Annotated in this window: 15 protein-coding genes; 8 read left to right on the forward strand and 7 right to left on the reverse strand. The window is 62.5% G+C overall.

Annotation, left to right across the window (positions count from 1 at the left end; translation table 11 throughout):
* The first annotated feature begins 6 nt into the window (after nt 1-6).
* Nucleotides 7-3,093, forward strand: a complete 3,087-nt coding sequence (locus IGX34_RS09670) for an efflux RND transporter permease subunit (protein WP_192555519.1) — start codon at nt 7-9, stop codon at nt 3,091-3,093.
* Nucleotides 3,094-3,136: 43 nt separating this feature from the next.
* On the opposite strand, the gene IGX34_RS09675 is transcribed toward IGX34_RS09670, so the two are convergent.
* Nucleotides 3,137-3,907 (reverse strand): SDR family NAD(P)-dependent oxidoreductase, encoded by a 771-nt coding sequence (locus tag IGX34_RS09675; RefSeq protein WP_192555520.1) that lies wholly within the window; start codon nt 3,905-3,907, stop codon nt 3,137-3,139.
* Nucleotides 3,908-4,128: 221 nt separating this feature from the next.
* Here IGX34_RS09675 and gcvA point away from each other — a divergent pair, with 221 nt between their 5' ends.
* On the forward strand, nt 4,129-5,046 hold the full coding sequence (gene gcvA, locus IGX34_RS09680; RefSeq protein WP_192555521.1) for a transcriptional regulator GcvA: 918 nt from the start codon (nt 4,129-4,131) through the stop codon (nt 5,044-5,046).
* 75 nt (nt 5,047-5,121) lie between these two features.
* A complete protein-coding gene (locus IGX34_RS09685) occupies nt 5,122-6,726 on the forward strand; it encodes an MFS transporter (protein WP_192555522.1) in 1,605 nt (534 codons plus the stop codon).
* A gap of 24 nt (nt 6,727-6,750) precedes the next feature.
* Here the strand turns inward: IGX34_RS09685 and IGX34_RS09690 are convergent, their stop codons facing one another.
* Nucleotides 6,751-9,711: a TonB-dependent receptor gene (locus tag IGX34_RS09690; protein ID WP_192555523.1), complete on the reverse strand. Its 2,961-nt coding sequence runs from the start codon at nt 9,709-9,711 to the stop codon at nt 6,751-6,753.
* 289 nt (nt 9,712-10,000) lie between these two features.
* Here IGX34_RS09690 and IGX34_RS09695 point away from each other — a divergent pair, with 289 nt between their 5' ends.
* Both IGX34_RS09695 and IGX34_RS09700 read left to right on the forward strand, forming a co-directional pair.
* Nucleotides 10,001-11,176: a phosphatidylinositol-specific phospholipase C1-like protein gene (locus IGX34_RS09695; RefSeq protein ID WP_192555524.1), complete on the forward strand. Its 1,176-nt coding sequence runs from the start codon at nt 10,001-10,003 to the stop codon at nt 11,174-11,176.
* Nucleotides 11,177-11,187: 11 nt separating this feature from the next.
* Nucleotides 11,188-12,414 carry a histidine-type phosphatase gene (locus IGX34_RS09700; protein ID WP_192555525.1) on the forward strand — a complete coding sequence of 409 codons (1,227 nt, stop codon included), beginning with the start codon at nt 11,188-11,190 and terminating at the stop codon, nt 12,412-12,414.
* 222 nt (nt 12,415-12,636) lie between these two features.
* On the opposite strand, the gene IGX34_RS09705 is transcribed toward IGX34_RS09700, so the two are convergent.
* Entirely contained in the window at nt 12,637-13,560 is a 924-nt protein-coding gene (locus tag IGX34_RS09705) for a M14 family metallopeptidase (protein WP_192555526.1), read from the reverse strand.
* A gap of 168 nt (nt 13,561-13,728) precedes the next feature.
* On the opposite strand from IGX34_RS09705, the gene IGX34_RS09710 reads away from it, so the two are divergent.
* On the forward strand, nt 13,729-14,997 hold the full coding sequence (locus tag IGX34_RS09710; protein ID WP_192555527.1) for a hypothetical protein: 1,269 nt from the start codon (nt 13,729-13,731) through the stop codon (nt 14,995-14,997).
* Between the two features lie 249 nt (nt 14,998-15,246).
* On the forward strand, nt 15,247-16,755 hold the full coding sequence (locus tag IGX34_RS09715) for a hypothetical protein (RefSeq protein ID WP_192555528.1): 1,509 nt from the start codon (nt 15,247-15,249) through the stop codon (nt 16,753-16,755).
* A 13-nt stretch (nt 16,756-16,768) separates the two neighbouring features.
* On the opposite strand, the gene IGX34_RS09720 is transcribed toward IGX34_RS09715, so the two are convergent.
* Nucleotides 16,769-18,331: an alpha-N-arabinofuranosidase gene (locus IGX34_RS09720; RefSeq protein ID WP_192555529.1), complete on the reverse strand. Its 1,563-nt coding sequence runs from the start codon at nt 18,329-18,331 to the stop codon at nt 16,769-16,771.
* A 207-nt stretch (nt 18,332-18,538) separates the two neighbouring features.
* On the opposite strand from IGX34_RS09720, the gene IGX34_RS09725 reads away from it, so the two are divergent.
* Nucleotides 18,539-20,131 (forward strand): carboxylesterase/lipase family protein, encoded by a 1,593-nt coding sequence (locus IGX34_RS09725; protein WP_192555530.1) that lies wholly within the window; start codon nt 18,539-18,541, stop codon nt 20,129-20,131.
* 54 nt (nt 20,132-20,185) lie between these two features.
* Here the strand turns inward: IGX34_RS09725 and IGX34_RS09730 are convergent, their stop codons facing one another.
* The 3 genes from IGX34_RS09730 to IGX34_RS09740 are packed head-to-tail and all read right to left on the reverse strand — an operon-like array spanning nt 20,186 to nt 23,160.
* The gene (locus tag IGX34_RS09730) at nt 20,186-20,869 is read right to left on the reverse strand and encodes a NucA/NucB deoxyribonuclease domain-containing protein (protein WP_192555531.1); all 684 of its coding nucleotides are present in this window, start codon (nt 20,867-20,869) and stop codon (nt 20,186-20,188) included.
* A gap of 44 nt (nt 20,870-20,913) precedes the next feature.
* Nucleotides 20,914-22,476 carry an eCIS core domain-containing protein gene (locus IGX34_RS09735; RefSeq protein ID WP_192555532.1) on the reverse strand — a complete coding sequence of 521 codons (1,563 nt, stop codon included), beginning with the start codon at nt 22,474-22,476 and terminating at the stop codon, nt 20,914-20,916.
* 60 nt (nt 22,477-22,536) lie between these two features.
* Nucleotides 22,537-23,160: a class I SAM-dependent methyltransferase gene (locus IGX34_RS09740; protein WP_192555533.1), complete on the reverse strand. Its 624-nt coding sequence runs from the start codon at nt 23,158-23,160 to the stop codon at nt 22,537-22,539.
* Between the last annotated feature and the right edge of the window lie 20 nt (nt 23,161-23,180).

The following is a 23,180-nucleotide window of genomic DNA, read 5'->3' on the forward strand; positions in this document are numbered from 1 at the left end:
GCAGCCATGCGCATAACCGATCTTTTTATCCAGCGTCCGGTGCTTTCCTGCGTGCTGTCGCTGTTGGTGCTGGTCGCCGGCCTGCGCAGCATGCAGTCGCTGCCGGTGGAACAGTTCCCGCACACCGTCAGCGGCACGGTGGAAGTGGTTACCCAGTATTACGGCGCCGACCCGGCCACCGTGGCCGGCTTCGTCACCACGCCGCTGGAAGCGCGCATCAGCCAGGCCGAAGGCATCGACTACGTCGCCTCCAATTCGAGCCTGGGCGTATCCGACATCACCGTCTATCTGAAGCTCAACGTGGATCCGGCCCGCGCACTGGCCGAAATCCAGTCGTATGTCACCGCCGCCACTTCGCAATTCCCGCCCGGCGTGCAGGCCTCCTCGATCACCGTCAGCTCCGGCACCGGCGGCGTGATGAACGTGACCATGGACAGCGATGTACTGAGCACCGGCCAGGTCAGCGACTATGCGCAGCGCGTGGTGAAGCCGCGCCTGCAGGCCGTGCCGGGTGTGCAGGTGGTGAATATCCAGGGCGCGCCGCAGGTGGTGATGCGCGTATGGCTGGATCCGGACCGGCTCGCCGCAGTGGGCATGACGCCGGCCGATGTACAGAACGCACTGGCCAATAACAACTTCGTCTCCGGCGCCGGCCAGACCCTGGGCGCGATGACCTTCGTCAATCTGGATATCACCTCGGGCCTGCATACCGCGGCCGAATTCGGCGAGCTGATCCTGCGCCAGGATGGCGGCCGCATCATCCGCCTGGGCGATGTGGCGCGCGTGGAACTGGGCAAGGATCCCGATACCTTGCAGGTGTACAGCAACGGCCGGCCGGGCGTGTTTATCCAGATCAAACCTACGCCTTCGGCCAATGCGCTCACGCTGACCCGCGCGCTGGCCGAACGCATCGAGGAAATCCGCAAGCAGATGCCGCCGGGATTGCGGCTGTCGATCCTGCACGACACCGGCGGTTTTATCCGCACGTCCATCCGCGAAGTGATCGCCACGCTGTTCGAGGCCTTGCTGATCGTATCGCTGGTGGTGTTCGCCTTTCTCGGCTCGCCGCGTTCGATCCTGATTCCGCTGATTACCATCCCGCTATCGCTGATCGGCACCTTCGCGCTGATGTCGATGCTGGATTTCTCCATCAACCTGCTGACCTTGCTGGCACTGGTGCTGGCGATCGGGCTGGTGGTGGACGACGCCATCATCATCGTGGAGAACGTGAACCGCCATCTGGCTGCCGGCATGGCGCCGATGCGCGCCGCCTCGGTGGCGGTGCGCGAACTGGCGATGCCGATCCTGGCCATGACGGTGGTGCTGGTAGCGGTATACGTGCCGCTCAGCCTGCAAGGCGGCCTTACCGGCGCCTTGTTCACCCAGTTCGCCTTTACCCTGGCCGGTGCAGTCACCATCTCGGCCCTGCTGGCGCTGACCCTGACACCGATGATGTCCTCGCGCCTGCTGCTTACGCGCCAGGAGGTGATGTCGGCGCGCACCTTCGCCGAACGCCTCGAGCAAGCCACCGACCGCCTGCTGGAAAAGCTGCAGGCGTATTACCTGCACAGCTTGCGGCGCACCCTGCAATTGCAGCCGCTGGTGCTGCTGGTCGGCGCGCTGGTGCTGGTCAGCATCTTTTTTCTCTACACCGGTTCCAAGAGCGAACTCTCGCCGCGCGAAGATCGCGGCGTGCTGGTGACCAGCGGTGAAGGCTCGCCCAACAGCACCTCGGACGGCCTGGCAATCTACAGCCGGCAAATCCAGGATGCGTATCGCGCCATTCCCGAAATGCACAGCTACTGGCATATCGTGGATGCACCCGATGTCGAAGGCGGCCTGGTGCTGAAGGACTGGTCCGAGCGCAAGCGCAGCGCGTTCGCCATCGGCAACAAACTGCAGGACACGCTGCAGAACGTCGCCGGCCTGGATATGGCGGTGTACGAGCCGCCCTACCTGCCCGGCTCGCAAGGCCTGCCGGTCGGCTTCGTGCTGCAGAGCTCCGGCGATTTCGAACAGCTCGATACGGTATCCGATGCATTCCTGGCCAAGGCCAAGGCCAGCGGACTGTTTTCGTATGCCGAAAAAGACCTGCGCATCGACCAGCCGCAATCGACCATCGTGGTGGACCGCGCCAAGCTGTCCACCCTCGGCCTGACCATGAACGACCTGGCCACCTCCTTGAACACCATTCTCGGTGGCGGCTTTGTCGGCTTCTTCTCCAACGACCAGCGTTCCTACAAAGTGGAACCGCTGGCCGCACGCCGCTTTCGCCTGAATGCGGACCAGGTGCTGGATTATCCGATCGCCACCATCAAGGGCGTGCCGGTGCCGCTGCGTTCGGTGGCGCATATCGTGAACAGCACGGTGCCCGAATCGATCTCGCACTTCCAGCAGCTCAACGCCACCACCATCAGTGCCATTCCGCGTCCCGGCATCACCCAGGCAGACGCCTATCGCTACCTGCAACAACTGGCCGACCAGATGCTGCCGGCCGGCTTCGGCACCGATACGGTCGGCTCGCTGCGCCAGTACGTGCATGAAAGCAGCGGCTTCGTGGCCACCTTCGCGCTGGCCATGGTGGTGGCCTATCTGGCCCTGGCGGCACTGTTCGAAAGCTTCCGCGCACCATTGATCATCCTGGTATCGGTGCCGATGTCGATTGCCGGCGCACTGCTGTTCGTCTGGCTGCGTGTCGGCGGCGTCAGCCTCAATCTGTTTACCGAGGTGGGACTGGTCACGTTGATGGGATTGATCAGCAAACACGGCATCCTGATCATCGCCGTCACCCAGCGCGAACAGGCCAGCGGGCATTCGCGGCAACAGGCGATCGAGCTGGCCTGCAGCCAACGCCTGCGCCCGATCCTGATGACCACGGCCGCGATGGTGCTGGGCGTGACACCGCTGATGTTCGTGCATGGCCCCGGCTCCGCCTCGCGCTTCGCGATCGGCCTGGTGGTGGCGGCCGGCCTTTCCATCGGCACGCTGTTTACCCTGTTCGTGCTGCCGTCGGTGTATCTGTTGTTCGCCGCGGCGACGGCGCGCGAGCATAGCGGCGGATTGAACGAAGCGATGGGCGTGCCCGGTCCATAACGGACTGGAATCAGGTCCGGCAGCCGTGTCTTGCCGGCACGACTCAGTTGCGGCCGGCCATCACGCCGCCGTCCACGTCCCAGATCGCACCCGTCACCCAGGCTGCCTGGTCGGAAAGCAGAAAACTCACCACCTCGGCGACATCCCGCGGTGTGCCGACGCGGCCGATCGGATGGAAGCTGTTGAACCCCTGCAAGGCGCTGTGCACGTCCGCCTTGGGAATAAAGCCTTCGTAGATGGGCGTCTGCACTACGGCGGGAGACACCGCATTGACGCGGATATGTTGGGGCGCCAATTCCATCGCCAGATGCTGGGTCAGCGAATGCAAGCCGGCCTTGGCCATGGAATACGCCGACGACGGCGTCGCCGCGATCGCCTGCCGCGCCCACATCGAGCCGATATTTACGATGGCGCCGGCACGCCCGGCGGCCAGCAGATTCGCCGCTACTTTCTGCGTAATAAAAAAGAATGCCTTGTTCAGCGCCATGTACTGGTCGTAATCGGCATCCTGGTGTTCCAGAAAGGGCTTGGGAAAGAACACACCGGCGGCGTTGACGAGCAGGTCGATGTCCGGATGCCGGTCGAGCGCCGCCAGCAGCGCAGCGAGCCCCGTTTCGCTGGACAAATCGGCGGTCAGCGCCGTCACCTGCCCCAGTGCAGCCAGCTCTTCGCGTGCCGCCTCGGTCTTCTCCGGGCGGTGGCCCACGATCACCGCGCTGCCACCTTCGGCGAGCACCATCCGGGCCGTTTCCAGGCCCATGCCGCTGCTGCCGCCGACGACCAGCAGCTTCCTGCCTTCGAATCGATTGCTCATAAAGAATCCTCGCTGTCTGTGGAGGCGGCGCCACGCCTGCGGCGCGACCGCCCGGAATTGCATAGGTGGGTAGAAAATCTTTGCTATGCCGTCAATGGCCGATGGCGCATTGCTCGATGCCATGCCTGGCCATAACGGCCTTTTGCGAGAAAATTGTTAGTCGATTCCTTTTCCCCGGCAAACGATTTAATGTGTCGATAGCTAAAAGAAAAACTATCTCCATGAAGTCACCCGTCCATCTCAATGCACTGCGCGCCTTCGAGGCCAGCGCCCGTCTGCAGAGCTTTTCCGCCGCAGCGGCCGAGCTGCACGTGACTCCCGCGGCGATCGGCCAGCTCGTACGCGGACTGGAAGAGTGGCTGGGTACGCCGCTGTTTCACCGGCAGGCGAGCGGACGCGCACGCCTCACCCCCACCGAAGCGGCGGAGCGCGCGTTGCCGGATATCCGCGCCGGCTTCGACCGGTTATCGCTGGGCCTGAGCCGGCTGCGCGATGGATCCAGGAGCGGCGTGCTGACCGTAGCCGTCAGCCCGGCCTTCGCCGCCAAATGGCTGCTGCCGCGGATCGAACATTTCCATGCCCTGCATCCGCAAACCGATGTGCGCCTGGATACCAACCTGAAGCCGGTGGATTTTGTCGCCCAGGGCATCGATATCGGCGTGCGCTACGGCCGCGGCACATGGCCGGGACTGGTGGCGGAACGGCTGCTGGACGAGCAGATTTTTCCCGTCTGCTCTCCTGCATGGCTGGCCAGGAACAAAGATCTGCAGTCTCCGCACGACCTGACCAACAAAGCCTTGATCCATGACTTGTCCGTCGATACGCATATCGGCTTTGCGTCGTGGCACGACTGGCTGCAGCGCGCCGGCGTCAGCGAGGTCGATGCCAGCCGCGGCATGCAGGTCAATAATTCCGATGCCGTGCTGCAAGCGGCGATTGATGGCCACGGCGTTGCCCTGGCGCGCAGCGTGATGGCCGCTGACGATGTCGCCGCGGGCCGGCTGGTCCGGCTGTTTCCGCAGCTGAGCCTGTCCTCGCAGCTGGCTTATTACGTGGTGTACCGCGCCGAATGCGCTTCGCTGCCCAAGATAGTGGCATTCCGCGCCTGGTTAATGCATAAGGCTACGGCACTCGGCTGACACCCGCGCCCATGCGGGCCATGCCTTGGCCAGATAGGTCCTGCGCTTTCAGTGCATCCGGATGGGATGAAACACATGAGCCAGATCGGAAAACCGCCTTGCGAAGAAGGCATCGTGCTGGAAGGTGCAACGCCTGCACCCTGTTCGATCCGCTTGCGTCGCTGGACCCTGGTGGCGGCGATTCTCGGTTCCAGTCTGGCCTTTATCGATGGCACGGTCGTCAACGTCGCGCTCCCTTCGATCCAGCGCGACTTGAACGCCACCACCGCCGACGCGCAGTGGGTGATGGAGTCTTACGCGCTGTTTCTGGCCGCATTGTTGCTGGTGGGCGGCGCGCTGGGCGATCGCTTCGGCCGCAAGCGTGTATTCCTGATCGGCGTAGCACTGTTCACGCTGGCTTCGATCGGCTGCTCATTGTCGCCGGCCATCGAACCGTTGATCGTCGCGCGTGCGGTACAAGGCGTGGGTGCCGCGTTGCTGGTGCCAGGCAGTCTGGCCTTGATCAGCGCAACTTTTCCGCAAGCGGAACGCGGCGCCGCCATCGGCACCTGGTCCGCATTCAGCGGCATCACGGCGGCGATCGGGCCCGTGCTGGGCGGCTTTTTGGTCGAGCATTTCTCCTGGAAGTGGGCGTTCCTGATCAATGCTCCCATGGGCACCATCCTGTTTGCGCTGTGTCTGGCGAAAGTGCCCGAGAGCAAGGGCGCCATGCATGGCAGTGGCGTTGATAGCGCAGGCGCCATTCTCGTTACCGTAGGTTTGGCCGGACTGGTCTTCGCCTTTATCGAAGCGCCCGCGCGCGGCTGGTCGGCGCTATCGGTATGGGGAGCGCTGCTTGCGGGCGTTGTCGCGCTGCTGTTGTTCGGCGTGGCCGAGGCGCGCGTCGCTTCGCCCATGCTGCCGCTGGCGCTGTTTCGCGAGCGCAATTTTGCCGGCGCCAATGCACTCACCTTGCTGTTATATGCGGCCCTGGGCGGCAGTCTGTTCTTTTTGCCTTTGAATCTGATCCAGGTGCAAGGCTATGGCGCGACTGCCGCAGGTGCTGCGCTGCTGCCGTTTATCGCGATCATGTTTCTGCTCTCGCGCTGGACCGGCAGCCTGGTCGATCGATTCGGGGCCAAGCTGCCACTAGTCTGCGGACCGGTGATTGCCGCTGCAGGCTTCGCCATGTTCGCGCTGCCATCTCTGGACGGCAGCTACTGGACCACCTTCTTTCCCGCCATATGCGTGCTCGGCCTGGGCATGAGCGTGACGGTGGCGCCATTGACCACCACCGTCATGAACAGCGTGGCCAAGGACCTGGCGGGCACCGCCTCGGGTGTCAACAACGCGGTATCGCGTGCGGCGGCGTTGCTGGCGATTGCGGTGTTCGGACTGATGCTTACGCTGATCTTCAATGCGCGCCTGCACAGCGAGCTGCAACCACTGCACCTGCCGGCCAAGCTCGCTGCCGCGGTGCTGGCGCAACGCCAGAAACTCGCCGGCATGGTATTGCCCGATGGTTATCCGCAGGCAACGCTCGCGGCGCTGAGGCACGCGGTGAAAGCGGCCTTTGTGGCGGGCTTTCGCTGGGTGATGCTGGTATCCGCCGCGCTGGCGCTGTTGAGCGCAGCCAGCGCGTGGATCTTCATCGATGGCAAGGCACGGCAGAAGCCCCGGGCGGAGCCGCTGCCGTCCTGAACTTACGCAATGCGATACGTATCGCTAGAACGAATACTTGGCCGTCAGCAGCGTCGTCATGCCCGAATCGACTACATCGGACAAGGCCAGGTTGTTCTTGCCTACGTGCGCCCAGTACGAGTAGTTCTTGGTCAGGTTGGAAATGGAAAGGTCCAGCTGGAAGCGACGGCTGAAGGCATAGCCCACGTGCAGGTCGATCCGCTCGGTGGGCCGGATCCACAGATCGTCCCAAGCCGCACCCTGGCCGAGATAGTCGTAGGTGGAAAGGTAGGAACCCGCGTAGTGGTAACTGAGGTTTACCGAGAAGTCGTTCTTTTCATAGAACAGCTCGGCATTCGCCATCAGGTCCGGTGCATTCTGGATACGCTCGTGGTTGAAACCGGCCATGCCCAAGTCCACCGACGTACGCTGCGCCGTGGCGTTGACGGCCACGCCGAAACCGTCGAGCGGTGCCGGCAAATCCTGGAATTTCTGCCGTACCGCGGCTTCCACGCCATACACGCGGCCAGCGCCGCCATTGCTCGGGCGGATGTATTGAATCGAGCCGGCATCCACCGTCGCCGCGTTGACCGGATTGGTGCCGGCTTCGTAGATGTAGTTGGAAAGCTTCTTGTAGAAACCGGCGAGCATGGCGTGGCCGCCGTGCTGGTTGTTCCATTCGCCGGAGAAATCGATGTTCAGCGCCTCGATCGGCTTCAGCTCGGGATTGCCTTCGGTAATGGTGGTGAGGCCGTCCGCCGACACGCTCACCTGCGAGCCGCCGCCGAGCTGCACGAAGGCCGGGCGCGTATAGCTGGTCCAGATGCTGCCGCGGTAGACCGCATTGTCGCTGGGGCGATAGTTGATGAAGATACTCGGCAGCGGTTCGTCGTAATGCGTGTAGTTCCGGGCGAAATAACCCGGGATCTCGTTGCCCTGCGCGTCCTGCGGAATCACCCAGAAGGTATTGCGAATGTCGGTGTGCTCGAAGCGCAGGCCGGGAATCACTTCCAGGTCGCCCCACTTGAGCGTCGCCATGGCGTAGGCCGCACTGACCGCCTCGTTGGCGCGCTGCGTATCGCAGTTCCAGTTATTGACGTAGAGGCTGCTGCAGGTATCCAGGTCGGCGGGCACTACATTCGCCGCGATCAGGCGCTTCAGCGCCGCCTGGTCGATGGTCGGCGCGGCATAGCCGTACACGCCGGGGAACACCGAGGAATAGTAGCCGTCGATCAGGCCCAGCGAACCGAAGCTGCGGCCGTCGGTGTATTTGCCGGTGGTCCAGTCGCGGTCGCTCATGTCGCGGTCGCTGTCGACGTATTTCACGCCGAGCTGGATCGAGCTGAGCGCGCCATCGTCGAAATCGTAGCGCGCATCGAACTTTGCGCCGCCCTTGCGCTGGCCGCTATAGGTTTCGGTCAGCTCGCCGGCACGGCGCGCATACATCGTGGCCACACTGTTCAGTTGTGCGCTCATCGCCGGGGTCAGCAGCGGATAGGCGAAGCCGTTGGCGCCGTAGGTCATTACCGTGCTGGCGCCGTAGGGGAAATTGGTGGACGTGTATTCGTCGTTGCGCGCGGAAATTTCCACGTGGTCCGGCCGATCGTTGTCGCCGTAGCTGTAGAAGATATTCGGCGACAGGGTCCAGCCGCCCAGGGTCTTGTCGGCGCCCAGCTGGAAGGTGGCCAGATCGGCCTTTTCCGGATTGGTCTCGTACCAGAAGCGCGTGGCGATGCGGCCGATCACCGGCTGGTATACGCCGGTATTGCCGATCGGACTGTAGCTGACGTTGGCCGGGATCAGCTGCAGGTAGGTAGTGTCCTGCTCGGTCTTGGCGTAGGCGTAGGTCATGCGCGCATAGGTGTGCAGGGTGTCGTCGACCTTCCAGTCCAGCGAGACATTGCCGCCGTAGCGATGGGTGTAGCCGGACGACGTGCCCAGGTACATGCCCGTGCTTTCCAGATTGTGCTGCGGATCGATCCCCGCTGCGTTTGCGCCGCTGGCTGTGGTGCGGGCGAATTCCCAGGCACCGTCGCCAAGCGCGGCGGTGGCGCCGGCCATTTCGCTGTTCACGTAGCTGCGGCTGTCGTAATAGGCGCTGGCATAGATACCGAACTGATGCGCGTCGCCGAACTTGGTCTGGAATTCGCCGGCCGCGCCGCCGCCGAGGCCGTCGTCGCCATAGTCGCGCGCCCTGCTCTCCATTCGCCCGCTGGCGGTGATGCTGCCGCTGGTCGGGGCGCTGAAATCGAATGCGGTAGGGGTACGGAAATCGATGGTGCCGCCGATCGCATCGCCGTCCATGTCGGCGGTAGACGTTTTGTTGAGCACGATCGTCTGCAGGCCGGACGGCGGCAGCAGGCTGAGCTGTACGCCGCGGCTGTAGGGCATACCCTGGGCCACTTCCACGCCATCGATCAGATTGACGTTGTACTCGGCGTTGAGGCCGCGCACCGAGGTAAACATGCCCTCCCCGCGCGACGCGCCATCGATGCCCGCGAAATACGACTGTCCGGTATTGAACACATTCACGCCGGGAAACAGGCCCAGCGCCTCGGCCACGTTATGCACGGCGGTGTATTTGAGGTCATCTGCCGACAACACGTTGACCGTATTGACCGCATCCATCTGCAACTGGCTGGCGTCGTAGCGGTTGGCCGCCACGGAAATCTTGCTCAGCGAGGCGATGCTGCTGAAGTTCGCCTGCACCGAGCCTTGCGCCGGCACTTCCACCGTCGCGGACAGCGCATGCGCAGCCGAGGCGTTCGCGGTGAGCAGGTAATGCCCAGCCGCAAGGCCGGTCAGCTGGAAATGGCCGGATGCATCCGTCTTCACCGTCTGTCCCGTGGCGGCAACGGTTACCGCGACGCCGGCAAGCGGATTGCCTGTTGCCGGATCGGCGATCTCGCCGCTTACATCGCCGGCATGCGCCGCCGGCACGGCGGCAAGACAGCCGATGGCGGCCACGATGGCATAAGCAAGTACATGCTTTTTCACTACGAACATATCGACGCGCTCCCTTGGCGCAAGGCGGTGGTTCCAACGCTTGCCCGCACCACGGGAAAGCAAGAGCCGGCGACGCTAGACAGCACGCATGAAATTTCGGTGGCAGCGAAGTGACATCTTGCGTTTGAGGCTAAAACAATGCTTTTGTATGTCACGACAGCCCCATTTGGACGGCCAAATGGCCCGTAATGACAGCCACCCGTCCGTCATGTAAGCGAAACATTTTTAACGAAAAATGACCCAGATAGATCGATTGAAATGAAATACGTCCGACGGGGAGCCAGCTTGCATGCATAAGCTTTTGCAGTGCGCGCGCGTATTGCGCCGCCAGCAACTATCTGCGCCGCGCGCACATATCTGTGCATGGCTGGTGTTTGCCGGCCTGCTGGTGTTGTGCTCGGCACCAGCCAATGCACAACAGGCCGCAGCGCTGCGGCTCAACCAGCTGCAATACATCGGCAGCCACAACAGCTATCACGCCGGTCTTGCACCCGGCGAGGCCACCGTGTGGAAGCGCACCGATCCGGCAACCTTCGCCATGATCGACTACGCCCATCCCAGCCTCAGCCGACAACTCGACGACGGCGTGCGGCAGCTGGAGCTGGATGTTTATGGCGATGCCAAGGGCGGCCGCTATGCCCATCCGGCCATCGTCGGACAGGTGCGCGCGGCGGGATTGCCGCCGGATCCGCCTTTCGCCGATCCCGCCGTGATGCAGCGGCCCGGCTTCAAGGTCATGCATATCCAGGACATCGACCAGCGCAGCAATTGCCAGCCGTTCACGGCTTGCCTGGCCGAGATCCGCACCTGGTCAAACGCGCATCCGCGGCATCTGCCGCTGTTTATCCTGGTCGAGACCGTGCGCTCGAAACTGAGCCTGCCCTTCCCAACCGTAACGATGGAGCCGTTCGACCGCCGTGCGCTGGATGCGCTGGACGCGGAAATCCGCTCAGTGTTCGCGCCCGGCCAATACCTCAGCCCCGACGATGTTCGTGGCCGTTTCCGCACGCTCAATCAGGCGATCCGCGCGCAGGGCTGGCCCACGCTGGAGGCCGCGCGCGGCAAGGTCATTTTTCTGCTGGACCAACGCTGGGTAGGCGCCGCCTATCTACAGGGCCACCCTTCCCTGCGCGGGCGCGTGCTGTTCACCAATGCCGTTCCGGGTACCGATGACGCGGCCTTCACCGAGCTCAACGATGGCGATGCCGATAGCATTGCGCGCCTGGTGCGCCAGGGTTATCTGGTGCGCACCCGCGCCGATGCGGATTTGAAAGAACCGCCCCGCAACGACACCAGGCGCCGCGATGCAATGATCGCCAGCGGCGCGCAGTTGATCAGCACCGACTATCCGTTTGCGGAAGCGGCAGCATCGGGTTACAGCGTGAGCTTTCCGGGACATCTGATTGCCCGCTGCAATCCGCTGTTTGCGCGGGCACTTTGTTCGCAGGCAGATCTTTCGCCGTGATGCGCACCTGCGTGCAACTGCTTTGTCTGATCCTGCCTGCGCTGTTTGCGACGCCAGCCACGGCGAGTGCCCCGGATCAGCTGCAACTGGAGCGTGTCATGCTGCTCTACCGGCACGGTGTGCGTACGCCGTTGCCGGGCGAGATCCAGCTGCAGGAAGCGAGCGGCCGGCCGTGGCCGGCGTGGTCCGAACCGCCCAGCGAACTTACGCCGCACGGTGCCGCCGGTGCGCGGCTGATGGGGCGCCATGACCGGCAGCGCCTGACGGCTGCCGGCCTGTTTCCGGCACAAGGCTGCCCGGCACCGGGGCAAGTGTGGTTCTGGGCCAATACCGATCAACGCACCATCGCCAGCGCGCAGGCCCTTGCTGAAGGCTTTGCACCGGGCTGCCGCGTTGACATCGGGCACCGCCCCGAGGGCAGCGACGATCCGTTGTTTCATCCGATCGAAGCAGGCGTGGTTGATTGGGACACGCAACAAGCCGTGCGTGCCATACAACAAAGCACCGGCGGCGCGGATGCGCTGACCGCTCCGCACCGCGACGCACTGAGCGCAATGGCCAGCATCCTGGGCTGCGATGCGCAGCATGGCATGCAGGCATGCAGGCCCGAACACTGGCATGGGGGGCTGAGCGTATCGCCGGATGGACACCATCTGGTGCTGACCGGGCCGATTGCCGATACCTCCGGTACTGCCGAGGCGATATTGATGGCCTATGCGGAGGGACGCCCGATGCGCGATGTCGGCTGGGGCCGCACTTCCGCTGCGCAACTGGAACAGCTATCGCAGCTGCATGCCTTGCTGTTCGGTATCTATGCGCGCCCGGACTACATGGCCGAACGCGTCGCCGCCGTGATGAGCGGCCGGATCATCCAGCTCCTGCAGGATCCGCAGGCGCCGCGGCTGAGTGTGCTGGTCGGCAGCGACAACAATATCGTTGCACTGGCATCGGTATTGGGGCTGCATTTCAAGCTGCCCGGGTATGCCGAGGACGATCCGCCGATCGGCGGGGCGCTGGCTATCGAGCTTTGGCGAGATCGAAGCAGCGGGCAGCGCTACGTGCATATTTTCTATCAGGCACAGAGCCTGGCGCAGTTGCGGGCATTGCAGCAGGCACCGCCGGTGCAACTGGATTTGCAGGTTGCCGCTTGTGCTGCCGGCCACAAAAAGACGTTGTGTCCGCTGGATCGTGTGGTGGCAGCGCTGAAGCGGGCGGATGCTCATGCTGTGCAGCGATGAACATGCGCTGCTGATGCGAATGCAGTTTCGCTAAGCCACCCTCCCCGCGGTCAGCAACCCGCCATGGCAGCCCTTCTAGTCGTCATTCCCGCTTTCGCGGGAATGACGGCTTAGGCGATGACCGCCGGCCACTTTCACTTGGAGTGACGGCTTAGGGAATTACGCGATAACACGCGCCACCTTCATTGGTAACGACGCCTGAGGGCACTGCGCGGCAGCCCCTCAACCATGCGCCAACGCATAATCCACCGCCGCCCGCGCAGCCGCTACCTGCGCCTGGATGCACTGTTCCGGCGTTGCCTGCGGGCTGTCGGGATAGACCTCGGTGGTGGTGGTGTAGCGGGCGCCGGTGATGCTGGCGCACAAACCCAGCTTTTTCAGCGCGTATTCGATCACGCCCGGCGCCACCACCGGCGAACCGATGATCTCGCCGTGTGCGTCGGCCGGGGCGATATGCGTCACTTTCTCCACCGCCGCCAGCACCGTCTGCTGGAAGGCCGGCTGCGGGTTTTCGGTATCGTCGACCAGATAGAAGCCATCCGGGATTTCACCCCGCTCGAACACCTTGCCATCGCGCGCGGCCAAGGCCAGGCGAAATTCGCTTTCGTCGCTGTCGGTGGTTTCGTGCAGGTCGATATGCATCAGGAAACGGCCAGGCAAGGGCGCGACCAGCTGCAGCAAGGCGGCCGACTCGCCCGCCGGACTGTTCGCGTAGAACGAGCGGTTCGGATCGATGGCATCCGGATTCCAGCGCTGGATACGCTCGTAGGCCCAGGGGCTGACGCATGGGGCGACGAGTATATTGGCGCGCCCGGCATAACCGGCCGCATGCTGCTCCGCAAAACGAAGCGCACCATGGACACCGCTGGTTTCGTAACCATGGACACCGCCGGTGACCAGCATGACCGGCAGTTCGTCCCGCCAGTCCCGGCTGCGAATGGCCAACAATGGGAAGCTGCCGTCCGCATAATCCAGCCGGCCATATTCGGATACGTCCAAGCGCGCGCGCAAACCATCGATAGCGCTGAGCACGTCGCTGGCATAGCTGCGCTGGCGCACCTGCCGCGCCAGCCAGGCCGCCTTTTCTGCCTTGCCCCAGGGCTGGCCTGCTTCGCCGATGGGATAAGCGGTGTCGCTGCTACTCATGTTTTTTGTCCTGGGGCCTGCCTTACCGGCATGGAACGGCATGTTACCGAACGCCCACCACCGGCGGAATGTGCGGATCGGCGCGGACCCGGCGCGTGCTTCCGTTTGCCGCGGCCACCCATTATCGTCCATACGCTGTATCGCAGCTGCCCTCACTAAGGACGAAGCATGAAGCCGATACTGACCACGCTTGCGGCCGTGTGTGCGGCGGCCTGTTTGATGACACCGGCTACACAGGCCGGTGCCCCCAAAGATCCCAACCAGAAATACATAGAAGTCTGCAATAATTTCAGCAACCAGACGCTCTGGCTGACGCTGTCGGCCACCCCACCCGGCAGGCCGGAAGTGCGCTGGCTCAGCGGCAAGTCGATTGCCCCCAAAACATGCTTCGAGTCGCCTGCGTTGAGCTCCGACCAATGGAGCGCGGGGCGTGCTTATATCTTTCTGGCCGATCCGGCCAAGCTGACCAACCCGTACGCCATAGCCGGCAATTATCAATTGGTGGAATACATCTTCCGCGGGCCGGCCGGCAGCGGGGGCACCCATGGCGAAGGTGTCGGCTATGACTTTTCGGCGGTGGACAGCGTGCACAGCGGCCTGCCCCTGGCGGTGGAAGCGGCCGACGACGATGGCGATCCGGCCAGCGCCATGCCGTATACCGGCATTCCGATGACTGCCGACTATGACGAAGACACCAACAAGCTGCGCGCTGTTTTTGAAAAATTCATCGACGCCGGATGGCCTTATTTCAAGGATTCCAGCGTGTCGGGCATGTATTACAAAATTCCCGGCGGCTACAATCTGTTCGCCGAAGCGAACGTGCACGCGTATGTCTACGCAAAAACGGCGGCCAAGCCCATCACTCCGGTCAGCCTGGCCAATCGTTGGCTGTATTGGCTGGGCACTCCCGTCGACCAACTTTGCCCTGCGCAAAGCGCACCCAGTCAGGCGTTCTGCAAGGACTACCAGCACTCTGTCGTTACGGTATGGAGCGCCTTCGCGACCAATGCGCGCAGCAATGGCGTGCTTGATCCCTCCGCGCTCGATATGGCCGAGCACATTATCGGCTTCGTGCCGTTCGGCAACGGCAGCAACTGGAGCGGCATCGATGCGCAGATCGGGCCGCTATGGGCCGCGCTCGCCTCCGGCCTGCCCTCGTCGACATATATGCAGGATCCGCAATACGCGGCCTTGAAATATCCCGCTTACGACAGCCCCTACAACCTGGATCCCTACGTAACAGCGGTGCACAAGGATTTCGGGCTGAATATCTACGCCTTCTCGATCGACGATGCACTGGGCTACTTCGACGCACCTACCCAGAACAAATTGTTCATTGCCGTAGGCGGCCTGCATGGCTTGCCGAATAAAACCCAGGCCAAGCCGCCGGCGCATTCGCCTTATCACGCCAATACGGTGCCGGCTGGAGCTCGGTGACTGCCTGCGGCGGCGCCACGCTCGATGCGGCGAACGGTTCAAGTACACCGTTGATGATCGATCAGCACAAGACCTGCGGAATCACTTAGCAGGCCAAGCACGCGCATTCGGTGTATTTCAGCGTGCCGCAGGGCGCGAACAAAGCATTAGCGTTCCGATCGGCGCGGACCCGGCGCGTACTTACGTTCACAGCGTCCGCCCATCATCGTCCATACGCTGTATCGCAGCTGCACTCACAAAGGACGAAGCATGAAGCCGATCTTGACCACGCTTGCGGCCGTGTGCGCGGCGGCCTGTTTGATATCGCCGGCTACCCAGGCCAGCGCCTCCAAGGATCCCGACCAGAAATACATTGAAGTCTGCAATAACTTCAGCCACCAGACGCTCTGGCTGACGCTGTCGGCCACCCAGCCCGGCAAGTCGGAAGTGCGCTGGCTCAGCGGCAAGGCGATTACCCCTAAAACATGCTTCGAGCCGCCTGCGTTGAGCCCCGACCGGTGGAACGCGGGGCGCGCTTATATCTTTCTGGCCGATCCGGCCACCTTGAGCAACCCGTACGCTGTAGCCGGCAATTATCAATTGGCGGAATACACCTTCCGCGGGCCGGCCGGCAGCGGGGGCACCCATGGCGAAGGTGTCGGCTATGACTTTTCGGCGGTGGACAGCGTGCACAGCGGCCTGCCCCTGGCGGTGGAAGCGGCCGACGACGATGGCGATCCGGCCAGCGCCATGCCGTATACCGGCAATCCGATGACCGCCGACTATGACGAAGACACCAACAAGCTGCGCGCTGCTTTTGAAAAATTCATCGACGCGGGATGGCCTTATTTCAAGGATTCCAGCGCGCAGGGCAAATATTACAAAATTCCCGGCGGCTACAATCTGTTCGCCGAAGCGAACGTGCACGCGTACGCCTACGCAAAAACGGCAGCCAAGCCGATCACCCCGGCCAGCGTGGCCAATCGTTGGCTGTATTGGCTGCAAAGTTCCGTCGACCAGCTATGCCCCGCGCAAAGCGCTCCCAGCCAGGCGTTCTGCAAGGACTACCAGCACTCCGTTGCCACGGTATGGAGCGCTTTCGCCGCCAATGCGCGCAACAATGGCGTGCTCGATCCTTCTGCGGTCGATATAGCCGAGCACATTACCGGCTTCGTGCCGTTCGGCAACGGCAGCAACTGGAGCGGCATCGATGCGCAGATCGGGCCGTTATGGACCGCGCTCGCTTCCGGCCTGCCCTCGCCGACGTATATGCTGGATCCACAATATGCGACATTGAAGTATCCCGATTACGACAGTCCCTACAACCTGGATCCCTACGTAACAGCGGTGCACAAGGATTTCGGGCTGAATATCTACGCCTTCTCGATCGACGATGCGCTGGGCTACTTCGATGCGCCCACGCAGAACAAACTGTTCATTGCCGTGGGCGGCCTGCATGGATTGCCGAATAAAACCCAGGCCAAGCCGCCGGTGCATTCGCTCTATCACGCCAATTTCGGCGCCGGCTGGAGTTCGGTGAGCGCCTGCGGCAACACCACCGCACTCGATCCAGCGAACGGTTCAAGCACGCCGCTGGTGATCGATCGGCGTGTGGCCTGCGAAATCACCTACCAGGACACGCACGCGCATTCGGTACATTTCAGCGTATCGCTGGGCGCGGACAAGGCATTGACGCTGAGTCCCTGCGCAGGCGACAAGCAGGTCTGCCAGGCCATCTATGTGGACGGCGACGACGTGCAGGGGCCATCTGACCCGTAGCAGCCGGCGTGCTTTAGCGGATATCCAGCACCGTGACGGATTTCGCCGGCAGCGCCGCGGTAATCACGCCATCCTTGAGCACCGCATGTTCGAACGCCACCGGCTCTACGGCATGCGGATGCTCGAAGCTGTTGATCGAGGTGATCTGCGGCGCGGTCAACATCCTGCCCTGCACCTTCGTACCCTGCACACCGTCCAGGCGGATGCGCACCGTGGTGGCCTGGTGCGGATCGAGATTGACCAGGGCCACATGCACCACGCCCGCCCGGTCGCGGCCGGCCGTAGCGTGGATGCCCGGCACGCTGGCATCGGCATAGCGATACGCCGGTGCCTGCACATCGATCGGCAAGTAGGTGGCGCCCTGGAATACCTGGTACAGGTCGAACACGTAGTAAGTGGGCGTCAGCACCATCCGCGACTGGTCGGTAAGAATCATCGCCTGCAGCACATTCACCATCTGCGCGATATTGGCCATGCGCACGCGGTCGGCATGGGCCTGGAAAATATCCAGGGTGACGGCGGCGGAAAGCGCATCGCGCAGGCTGTTTTGCTGGTAGAGCGCGGCATCCGGCGCGGACGGATCCTGGTCCATCCAGTTGCCCCATTCATCCACGGCCAGCGCCACGCGCTTGTGCGGGTCGTATTTGTCCATCACCGCGCTATGCCGGGCGATAAGATCGTCCATGTGCAAGGCGCCCTGCAGGGTGGACATCCACTGCGCTTCGCCGAATTGCGTGGCCGAACCCTTGTGCTCCCAATTTCCGGTAGGAATGGTGTAGTTGTGCAGGCTGATCGCATCGATCTGGCTGCCGGCCGCGGCCATCACTGTGTCAGTCCAGGCCACATCGTCGGCATTGGCGCCGCTGGCAACGCGCGTGATCGGCGCATTCGGCGGCGCGTGCACAAAGGTGGCGTATTGGCGATAGACATCCGCATAGAACGAGGCGCGCATCGAACCGCCGCAGCCCCACATTTCGTTGCCGATGCCCACGTAGTCGAGCTTCCACGGTTGCGCGCGCCCGTTCGCGCGGCGCTGCTGTGCCAGACTGGAATGGCCATCCGCGGTGATGTACTCGATCCACTGGCTCATCTCCCGCGGCGAGCCGGTACCGACATTGATGCTGAGATAGGTCTTGGCACCGATCAGCTCAGCAAAATCCATGAACTCCTGCGTGCCGAACTGGTTATCGTCCTCGCCACCCCAGGATGCGTTCATGCGCACGGGACGCTGATTGCGCGGACCGATGCCGTCGCGCCAGTCGTATTGATCGGCAAAGCAGCCGCCGGGCCAGCGGATCACCGGCACCTTGATCGCCTTCAGCGCCTCGACCACATCCTTGCGATAGCCCCTGATATTGGGAATGGACGAATGCTCGCCCACCCAGATACCACCGTAGATGCCGTGTCCGAGCTGCTCGGCGAACTGGCCATAGATTTCCGGATGAATCAGCGCACCGGGCCGGTCCGCATGCACGGTGACCTGCGCGGCCGGCGCCGTCTGCGCGCAAACCTGGCCCGATAGCAGCACTGCCAGTGCCACGCCCAAACCACCCCATACCCGCCGCCCTGCCTTCATGGAAGCCCCCGCGTACCCGTCAGCAATAACCGTTGATTATGCGAAAAGCGCAAGGCCATTCGAGCAACGATTTCCCGGGATGGCGTTTACGATTTTTCTCAGCATCGCGGCAGCGGCGACCCGCGGCAAGCGCCGGCCCTCGCCTTCGCCCCCTTCACGGCATCATTGGTTATATTCGCTGCCTGTCGAAGTCTGGAATCGGGACCGATGCTCCAATCCTTGCTGCGCCACCGCTTCACTGTTTCCGCCCTGGCCATGCTGCTGATCTCAGCTTCAGCACCAGCTGCCGATACCGGCCCAAGCGTGGATATCGCAACCGGCACGCTGCTGGGCGTGCACGATGCCAAAAGCGGCCTGGATGAATTCAAGGGCATTCCGTATGCCGCGCCTCCGGTCGGCCCGTTGCGCTGGAAGCCGCCGCAAGCCGCAAGCACCTGGACCGGCGTGCGCAAGGCCGAGCACTTCGGCCCACGCTGCATGCAACGCCCCATCTACAGCGATATGGTGTTTCGCTCCGACGGCATGAGCGAGGATTGCCTGTATCTCAATGTGTGGACTCCGGCACAGGGTGCGAACAAAAAGCTGCCGGTGCTGGTGTACTTCTACGGCGGCGGCTATACCGGTGGCGACGGTTCGGAATCGCGCTATGACGGCGCCAGCCTGGCGCAACGCGGCATCGTTACCGTCACCGTGAATTACCGCCTGGATGTATTCGGCTTTCTGGCGCTGCCGGCACTGGCCGCCGAGTCGCCCGCACACGCCACCGGCAACTACGGCTTGCTCGACCAGAACGCCGCCCTGCGTTGGGTACAACGCAATATCGGCGCCTTCGGCGGCGATCCGAACCAGGTGACCATCGGCGGCGAATCGGCCGGTTCGATGTCGGTATCAGTACAAATGGCCTCACCGCTTTCCAAAGGCCTCGCACAGCGTGCGATCGGCGAAAGCGGCGCCATGCTGGCCAATCTCAGGCCGCAGCCGCTGGCCGATGCCGAGCATCAGAGCGAAGATTTCGAAAAGCGTGCCGGCCTGCCATCGCTGAAGCAATTGCGCGCGAAGAGCGCAAGCGCGCTGCTCGATATTGCGGGCCAGAAAGATTTCCCCGAATTCCGCCCGACCATCGACGGCTATTTCCTGCCTGAATCGCCGGAAGCCATCTACCGCGCCGGCAAGCAGGCGCACATTCCGTTGCTGCTGGGTTCGAACTCGCAAGAGGGCTATTACAAAAATCTGTTCGACAACCAGGCCCCCACGCCGGCCAACTATCGTGCCGCGATGACCAGGGAGTTGAAGGAGCATGCCGCCGAGGGCCTGAAGCTATACGCAGGCACCGGCGAGGCCGCGATCAAGGCCGCCGCCACCGCCTATGAAGGCGACCAGTTCATTGCCCTGTCGACCTGGCAATGGATGCAGCAACAGCACGAGACCGGCGGTGCGCCGGTGTATTACTACTACTTCACCACGCCGCGGCCAGCCAAGCGCGACGGCAGCGCCGGTGCGGACGATGGCGCCGTGCACAGCGGCGAGATCGAATACGCGCTCGGCAATCTGGGCGGCAATAGCGTGTATGCGTGGGGCCCGGCCGACCAGCATGTGTCGGAGATCATGCAGGGGTATTGGGCCAACTTCATCAAGACCGGCAATCCCAATGGGCCTGGTCTGCCGGATTGGCCGGCTGTCGCGGCCAGGGATGGCGGCTTGTTGCGCCAGGTGATTGGAACCGATACGCACACGGTTGTGGACAGGAATGCGGCGCGCTACCAGTTTTTGCAGCGCGTGGATGCCGACCAGCATCTCTGAGCTGCCGTAACCGCCAGGCTGTCATCCGCATGAAAACGGAAGGTGCGGCGGTCCTCAATCCAGCTCGACATCGAAATCCGGATCCACAGCATCTTTTAAGATGCGCTTATACAGGGCCGCCAACTGGCCGCCCTGCGTGGATTGTTCGGTTGCCGGCACGTACGCCCAATAGCTGTCGGTGCCGCCTTGCATCGTTGATGCATAGGGAAATTCATCGCGTGAAAGCCCCTGAGCATGTGACTTCGATTTACCGTCCAGCTGCACGCCTTTAGTCAAGGCTGAATTTCGATTCACACTATGAAGATCGACCGGACGATAGGTTTTGTCACCCTTCTGTTCTTGCGCGTGGCTTTTATGGACGATGTTTCCCAGATCGTCCTGCACATAGACCTCTGAATTCTTGTTGATAACATAAGTCAGCGTTGTCGGGGCCCCTTTGTCGATCGCCTGACTGGTGAATTCATGAATATACGGTGTAGAAGCCCTGCTTATCTTGTGCTTCTCCCTTAATTGCACGGTTTGCACGGATGGCCGCCTGTCTGCCAACTGCTGCATGGCGCTCCCTCGCGTAACCTGCTCGCTATCGTTGGCAAGCTGCTGCACCCTTCTCTGCTCCGCGGCTTTCGGAGACTCACCTCGAAGCTTAAAGGCAGAAGGGCCGCCCTTCCCTGCACGGGACAACGCAGCACTTTCGTTTTGCTCCGCGCCTTGCTGCAAATCATTGGCATGAGCGCGCATTTTCAATCCCTGTACAAGTCAAGCTGCGCGCCTGCGCAGGCTGATTAAACGAAAGTCTCGACAAAATCATCGACGGAGCCGTCATCCACCTCCGCCTCGTACTGGGCTGGCGCGACGCTTATGTGCGCCGGATCGCAAACGAGGATCACCTGGTCACATAGCGAGGGCGGAATTACCGCCTCGGCCGTTCCGAAAGAGTAGTAGGCGATTTCATTGTCTTCACGAGCTGCTTCCAGCGTTTCCACATTGTCGCCATCGCCGGCCGAGCGAAGGCGAGCAGCAGCAGGAAGGAATACACCCACATAGTTGCTGCCCCAGGAGAACAGTGACTCCCTCAGGCTCTTATTGAGATTGCCCAAAGTAGGAATGATGTACAGCCCCTTGCCTTTACCGACTCCATGGCCGGATCCGAACCGGGCTGCCGACACCCCTTCCTTGACCAATCCGCCGATATTTTCGATCGAGGTGGCATGTAAGCCGACGAATTTGTGGCTGCCGATCCTGTTGAAGACTTTTTCTACTGCCTCGTCATATTCTTCCTTGGGTATTTTTCGGCGAAAACGCTTGGGCTCATTGTCCTTGCCCCAAATACCGTCTTTCCATTTTTTTTTGTCGAACGAACTACTGGTTTTTTCGTCGACTTTGCGAACCGCGGCCCAGGTCTGACTCGGACTGATCACCTCCTGGTATTCCTCCAGCAACTCCATGACGGCGCGCAACGTCTCGGGTGCAGCATAGGAACGCGGCATGTCCTTCGCAGCGATCGGGTGGCTGACAAGCCAGATCAGCAGATCTGAGGTAGTGCGGATAACGTCGACCCCGGCCTCGGTGTTGCCAATCACCAGCCGTGGCTTGGTGGGGACGGCTTCTTCCCAGCTGGCATAACTGTGCTGGCGATTGTCCAGCGCCATGGCGCGCAATTCCGCCATGACCTTGAAACGCTCGGCAAGCCCCAGTCTGCCCAGTGCCTGGTCGAGCCCCGGCGCGTCGCGGGCGCGTTCGCCGGCGTTGATGATCTGGCCCGAAGAGATCGACTTGGCATTAACCAGAAGAAAGCGCTGCGCGACCCCGGCCGCTGGAGGCGTCGTTGCAGAAGATGCCGCCGGCATTTGCTGGACGGGTTTCGTACTGGCATCAAGTGCGCGACTTCCCATCACATCCGCTTCGCTTTCCAGCCGTCGATCATCGTTGACCGGCGTACCGTCGGCAGATGCCATGGTGGGCCGGACACGGCCCTGCCGCTGCTGCACGATGTGCCAGGCTTCGTGCGGCAAATGCCGCTCCTGTCCCGGACCAAGGTGGATCTCGCTGCCCTGGGCATAGGCAAGGGCATTCATCTGCGCCGGTTTGGCGGAGTTCCGATGTACGGCGACATCGCCTATATCCACGCCGGACAGCGCTTCGATGCCTGTGCGCAACGACGATGGCAGGCCATTGGACCCTGACCCCGCCGTCGTTTCCTGCAGTTGGGTCAGGCGGCTTTTCTGGGCACTCTGGCGCGGGCTGGCATCGATCTTTTTCTGCATGGGATGCCCGATGGCGTCGCCGTGCTGGGCTTCTTGCTCAACAGCGGTCTTCGCAGGCTGGATGGAATCGCTTTGCTTCATGGCCAGGGACCCTGTCACATTCTAACGATGATGAATGTTCGCGCCGCATCAGCCATGGCTTCAGGCCTGCGCCGGAATGCCAGTCTGGCGACGCATCAGAACGGTGAAGTCATCCACCACATACCCCGTCACCAGCTCCGCCGCCGGATCGAGCGTGCGACAAAACGCCAGAATCGCCTCCGGATCCTGCCCACACAGCACGCTGCCGGGCGGAAACACGCGCGCATCGAGCAGATTGAAGGCAATGCCGCGTTCGGCTGCATCCCACATCTGGCGGATCAGGTTGTACGGATACAGCGCATTGCTGCAGCGGTAGCTCATGGCGCCCGATGCCAGCACGTAGTCCACCGCCGGGAACACCGCATTGAGGATATCGGCCTGCACGAATCCGGTACGCGGCAAATGCCCATGACGGCGGCGCGCCTCCTCGATGAATTCCGGCATATGGTCGATGCCGAGATAGGCGACATCGGCGAATCGCTGGTCCAGGAACGGCTTCAGGTCGCCGTAGCCGCATCCCAGGTCCAGCACCTTGCTGCCGCTCAGGTCGCCGACACGGGATAACGCATCGAATCGCAGGCGCTGGCTGTCGACGGTGCGCCAGCCCAATGCGCAGCGCCCGGGATCGCCGAGCCGACGGCGGTGGTATTGCAGTACGGCAGCCTTTTCGAGCAAGTGCATCATGGAGGCGATCTCTGTTGCGC

Source organism: Dyella acidiphila (assembly GCF_014863405.1).
Taxonomy (GTDB): Bacteria; Pseudomonadota; Gammaproteobacteria; order Xanthomonadales; family Rhodanobacteraceae; genus Dyella_B; species Dyella_B acidiphila.

Bases quoted from the DNA above. Each gene is read 5' to 3' on its own strand.
- IGX34_RS09695 (WP_192555524.1), top strand. From the start codon at position 10,001: ATGCATAAGCTTTTGCAGTGCGCGCGCGTATTGCGCCGCCAGCAACTA.
- IGX34_RS09740 (WP_192555533.1), bottom strand. From the start codon at position 23,160: ATGATGCACTTGCTCGAAAAGGCTGCCGTACTGCAATACCACCGCCGT.
- IGX34_RS09710 (WP_192555527.1), top strand. From the start codon at position 13,729: ATGAAGCCGATACTGACCACGCTTGCGGCCGTGTGTGCGGCGGCCTGT.
- IGX34_RS09715 (WP_192555528.1), top strand. From the start codon at position 15,247: ATGAAGCCGATCTTGACCACGCTTGCGGCCGTGTGCGCGGCGGCCTGT.
- IGX34_RS09690 (WP_192555523.1), bottom strand. From the start codon at position 9,711: ATGTTCGTAGTGAAAAAGCATGTACTTGCTTATGCCATCGTGGCCGCC.
- IGX34_RS09720 (WP_192555529.1), bottom strand. From the start codon at position 18,331: ATGAAGGCAGGGCGGCGGGTATGGGGTGGTTTGGGCGTGGCACTGGCA.
- IGX34_RS09675 (WP_192555520.1), bottom strand. From the start codon at position 3,907: ATGAGCAATCGATTCGAAGGCAGGAAGCTGCTGGTCGTCGGCGGCAGC.
- gcvA (WP_192555521.1), top strand. From the start codon at position 4,129: ATGAAGTCACCCGTCCATCTCAATGCACTGCGCGCCTTCGAGGCCAGC.
- IGX34_RS09735 (WP_192555532.1), bottom strand. From the start codon at position 22,476: ATGAAGCAAAGCGATTCCATCCAGCCTGCGAAGACCGCTGTTGAGCAA.
- IGX34_RS09730 (WP_192555531.1), bottom strand. From the start codon at position 20,869: ATGCGCGCTCATGCCAATGATTTGCAGCAAGGCGCGGAGCAAAACGAA.
- IGX34_RS09725 (WP_192555530.1), top strand. From the start codon at position 18,539: ATGCTCCAATCCTTGCTGCGCCACCGCTTCACTGTTTCCGCCCTGGCC.
- IGX34_RS09670 (WP_192555519.1), top strand. From the start codon at position 7: ATGCGCATAACCGATCTTTTTATCCAGCGTCCGGTGCTTTCCTGCGTG.
- IGX34_RS09685 (WP_192555522.1), top strand. From the start codon at position 5,122: ATGAGCCAGATCGGAAAACCGCCTTGCGAAGAAGGCATCGTGCTGGAA.
- IGX34_RS09705 (WP_192555526.1), bottom strand. From the start codon at position 13,560: ATGAGTAGCAGCGACACCGCTTATCCCATCGGCGAAGCAGGCCAGCCC.